The following is a 5,294-nucleotide window of genomic DNA, read 5'->3' as shown; positions in this document are numbered from 1 at the left end:
TTTCAGGTGCCCTTAAAGGAATGGGAGATACTAAAACTCCATTTAGAATAGTATTGTTTTGTAACTGGTGTATAAGATTACCTTTAATGTATTACTTTATATATTTAAAAAGAATGCCTGTTACATATTTCTGGTGGATAACATCATTACAATGGACTGTTGAAGCAGCAATATTTATTAAAATCTACCATGATAAATTTTATAAGAATCCATTAAAGAGTTAGTTATTCTAACTCTTTTTTATTTGGTATAAATTTCCAAACAAAAAAGAAGGATTTCAATTCTTTTCTATGTATAGTACTTTTTGTTTAATAGTGCACAATATTTTATTCGTCAGGAGGAAAAGTTATGAAAAATTTTAATCTTTTACTACTTGCAGTAACTTTACAAACGTCCAGTGTCTTTGCCCAAGAGCAAAGTGGCCTCATCTTTTGGTCGGATTATAATTACTTTAAAGACAACACTCGACCTATGAGTCAAACTAACAACTCTTATTTCAAATTATCAACTCAAGCTATTACACTTCCACCTATTGTTCCACCTCAAAAACCAGTTCTTCCACCTGCTCCACCTATTATTCCTACGCCTCCCACACCAGAACACCCATCTACAGATCACGCCCATGAAGTTGAACCTCCAGAACAACCTCATACTACTCCATCACCTAAAAATGGATATATTTTCTATGGTAAATATTATTATCCTGGAAAAACTTTATACACAGACAAAGCTCCTTTAATGGGTGATTTTACTATTAACAAAGATCATTTTGTTGGAATGGGTAGCATTCTAACTGGCTATACTCTTTTTAACAAAAATACTTTAACTATTGATAATAATCCTCATAATACTACTACAACTGGAATGCAAGCTTCTGGTGGTGGAACTGTTATTAATGATGGAAATATAAATATTAATGGTCTTTATGGAACTGGTATCAATGTTATCAGTGACGGTTTAGGAATCAACAACGGAAATATTCACTTAAATTCATACTACGCAACTGGTATTCAAATTTATGGAAATACAACAGGAATTAATAACGGTACTATTTCTGGTAAAGGGTATCAAGGAGTTCAAGTTATTGGAAAGGGACACTTTACTAACTCATCAACAGGTGTTATTGATATAACTAATGGGAATATTGGTATTTGTGCTTCTGAAGGTGGTATTGGAGTTAATGATGGTATCATAAAAACATATAACACTAACTTTGGTATGTTTTCACCTGGAGGAACTATTATAAATAATGGGACTTTAACAATGGATGACACTGGAAAAAATCCAAACAATATTGTTTCTAGTGGTATGGGTGTTTCTGAAGCTGGAGTCGCAATAAATAATGGTACTATAAATATAAATGGTAGAAGTTATTCAGGAATGAGTGGTGGAAAAAATACTGTTCTAAAAAACTTTGGACTTATTAACATCAATCCACCTGCTCCTCAAGAGATATATACTGATGGAAGTTTTGCATTCCAACTTGGTCATTCAGCAATTGGAACAAATGAACCAAGTGGTGTAATTAACCTAAATAAAAATGGTATTTTATTAAATGGAAAAGGTACTCTTCATAACTGGGGTAAAATAGTTAAACCTACTGATAATAATCTCCCTTTAATATATCGAGGTGGTAATTTAGTTATGGAGAAAGGTGGTTCTATTGTTACCTCTTCTGAAAAAAAATCTATTGAAACTATTTATTTAGGAAAAAGTTATATGGGAAATAACTACAATCTTATGAGTAAAGCTACTCTAGATAATACCATTATAAAATCTGCAAAAGAGATAAAAAGCAATCTCTACGGCTATAAATTAATTCTACATGGAAATGAAGCTATCTTTAGTAAACTTAGCTTTTCTGTTCTTACAAATGATCCTTTAGGTAATTATTTAGAAAATATCTATTACGATTCTAAAAATCCATCTAAAGATAGATTATTTGATATAATTCTATCTTCTAAAAGTAGTGATCATTTTGAAAATTATTTAAATGAAATTTTTGGTCGTGGATATTTCCCATCTCTTATTTATCAAACTAGAGATGCCATAGAGTTTGGAAACAATAATATTTTATCTCATTTAACTGAAATTCCAAAAGTTTTATCTAAAGAGAGATATATTTTCGGATACTCTTTTGAAAAAGTTAATAAAAGTGGTTATGACAATATTCTTGAGTATAATCAAGAGTTAAATAGTCTTTTTATTGGTAAAAACTATCCTTTAACCTCTTCTATCAGTAGTGGTTGGCTTCTTAATTATACTCGATTAAGTGACAAATTTAAAAATGACTACGGAAAACGTGAGGATAATTTATTTCAAGGAACAGGTTATTTAAACTATAATAAAAATAATTTTAATGGACTTGGAGCTTTATTTCTTGGATATTCTAAAGGCGATTTAGATAGAAATATTCAATTTGATTACTCTCAATACAATGATACTTTAACATCTGTTAAAACTGTAGATTTCAATGAAAGTTTAGATTCTAAAATTAAAACTTTCTATGTTGGTGGAATGGGAAAAATATCAAAAATATTTAATTGGAACTCTTTTTATGTAGAACCAATTGGAAAATTCCAATCAATGGGAGTATTTCAAAAAAGTATTGATGAACACAATGGAACATATAATCTTAACTTAGATAAATTAAATGGATTCTTAAATACTTTCTATCTTGGTGGAGATTTAGGAAAAAAATTTGATATTAAAAACTATGGAGTTAAACTTTCTTTAGTTGGATATCTAAAACAAGACTTAAACAATATTGATAAAAATATGAAATTTAAAGTGCAATCTTTGGGAAATGAAACTGGTTCTATAGATATAAATAACAAAAATAGATTTTCTCAAGAAATTGGAATTAATGTTAAAGTTGGGGAACTTCAAACAGGACTTTCTATATATACTAACTATTTATACGAATTTTCTAAAGATAACTCTTGGAGAATTGGTGCTGGAATAAGTTATATTTTTTAATATTTAAGTAGGAATTTACAATATTATTACGTATACTCAGTCGAATTTATAAAAAGGAGGTATCAATATGAATAAAAAAATTACATTGTTTCAGTTAATTGCAATTAGTATCGCCTTCTATGGAAGTATAAGAAATATTCCTACTGTTGCTAGTGTTGGTTGGTATGGTATTTTCTATATGCTTGCTGCTGCTATTTTTTTCGCTATTCCTATATCGCTTGTTGCCGCAGAGCTTGCTACTGGATGGCCTGAAGAGGGTGGTCCTCAAGTTTGGGTAAGGGAAGCATTAGGTGAAAAATGGGCCTTTGTTACTGCTTGGTTATTATGGGTTCAAATGTTTTTTGGTATGGTTATGGTTTCAACGGCCTTTGCATCAATGATTCCTTACGTTATTAGCAAACCCGAACTTGCTAATAATAATATTTTCATTGTTGTTACCGTTATTGTTACATATTGGTTTATAACACTTTTAAATTTTAAAGCACAATTTGGTAAATGGATTAGTACTTGGGGTGCTGTTATTGGAATATATATCCCCGCTATTTTGCTTATTGTTTTAGGTCTTTGGTATTCTTTTAAAATAGGTAATGTTAACCTAGGACCTTTAAATTGGGAAACTGCTATTCCTAATTTAGATTCTTTGGATAAGCTTTCATTCTTTGCTGGTGTTATCTTTATTTTTGCTGGATTAGAAATTGCTTCTGTTCATGCCAATGATATTGAAAATCCAAAAAGAAACTATCCAATAGCTGTATTTATTACAATATTTTTAATGGTTATATTTAATTTAATTGCATCTTTAACAGAAGCAAATGCTATTCCAGCTGGTCAAATTGATCTAGCTATTATTACACAACCATTTGAAATATATTTTAATGCATTAGGAATTCCTTGGGCAACAAATGTAATAGCTCTTATGATTGCTTTAGGAGTTTTCGCTCAATTAAACGCTTGGGTTTTAGGTCCATCAAAAGCAATGATTAAAGTTGCCGATGCTGGTTTGTTACCTCCTATTTTTCAAAAAAGAAATAAGGATGATATTCCTGTTACATTTATTTTAATACAAGCAGCGGTTATTACATTAGTTACTCTTTTATATATAGTTGTTCCTGCTATTAATACAGGATTTATAATTATATTGATGTTAACTACTGTTCTTTACTGTATCGTTTATATTTTTATCTTAGTAGCAGAAGTTATTTTAAGATATAAAAGACCTGATGTTGTAAGATCCGTTCCAGTTCCTGGAGGTAAAGTAGGTATGTGGATAACTGTTACTTTAGGTATGATTGGTGTTATATTAACAATTATAGTTAGTATTATTCCATCTAGTGATATCCCAGAAAATCTTCATAGCGCATCTTTATTTATACAGATTATTGGAGTTTTACTTCTATTCGTAGCTCCGTTAATTATATATAAATTTAAAAAAGAATCTTGGAAAAAACAAACTAAACCAGGAGTTGATGAGTGATTATGAAAAGTACTGAAGTAAATTTAAATGCGCTTTTTTTAGGGCCGAAATCTGAAAATGAGGATTTCTTTTTAAAAGAGCTTGTTAGATTATTTGAAGATCATGCTCAGTGGAGAAAAAATTATCAACCTGGTGATGAAGAGGTTATTAAAACTTCTTTTAAAAATTGTGAAACGTGTATAGATACATCAGAGAGATGTGAAGAAGTTCTAAAGGAGTTATCTAGACGTCTTAGAGCTGGAGCTACACCTTGGCATTCTCCAAGATATTTAGGACATATGAACTCTGAGACTTTAATGCCTGGATTACTTGGATATTTTGGTGCTATGCTTTATAATTTGAATAACGTTGCTTATGAATCATCACAACCTACTTCTGTCATGGAAGATGAAGTTGGTGCTGATTTATGTAAATTACTTGGATTTGATCCTGTTAAAGGTTGGGGACATATCTGTTGTGATGGTTCTATTGCCAACTTTGAAGGAATTTGGTATGCTAGAAATTTAAAATCTTTGCCTTTAGCTATGAAAGAAGTTGCTCCTGAACTTGTAGAAGGAAAAGATGAATGGGCTTTAATGAATATGCCTATTGAAGAAATTATATATTTAATTGAAAATCATGAAAATAAATGGGATATTTTAAAAGCTCATTCAGCTAGAGCTGCATCAAAAGAATTACCTCATTTAGGTAAATGGATTGTTCCAGAAACAAAACATTACTCTTGGTTAAAAGCTGCTGATGTTTTAGGTGTTGGTACAGACAATATTGTAGCTATTGAGCTTAATAATAATTATAGAATGGATGTAGATAAATTAAAAATAACTATTGATAAGCTTGTTGC

At 30.2% G+C, this 5,294-nt stretch carries 2 protein-coding genes and 2 pseudogenes; all 4 read left to right on the top strand.

Annotated elements, in window-relative coordinates:
- Window positions 1-224: pseudogene (locus ACRDBA_RS15475) on the top strand (MATE family efflux transporter); the annotation flags it as partial.
- 124 nt (window positions 225-348) lie between these two features.
- Window positions 349-2,979, top strand: a complete 2,631-nt coding sequence (locus tag ACRDBA_RS15470) for an autotransporter outer membrane beta-barrel domain-containing protein (protein WP_438573826.1) — start codon at window positions 349-351, stop codon at window positions 2,977-2,979.
- 67 nt (window positions 2,980-3,046) lie between these two features.
- Entirely contained in the window at window positions 3,047-4,453 is a 1,407-nt protein-coding gene (gene tyrP, locus ACRDBA_RS15465; protein ID WP_438573825.1) for a tyrosine-tyramine antiporter, read from the top strand.
- A 2-nt stretch (window positions 4,454-4,455) separates the two neighbouring features.
- A pseudogene (locus ACRDBA_RS15460) lies at window positions 4,456-5,294 on the top strand (tyrosine decarboxylase); the annotation flags it as partial.

It is taken from the genome of Clostridium sp., assembly GCF_051654825.1.
Taxonomy (GTDB): domain Bacteria; phylum Bacillota; class Clostridia; order Clostridiales; family Clostridiaceae; genus Clostridium.
This window is presented reverse-complemented; position numbering and strand designations above follow the sequence as displayed.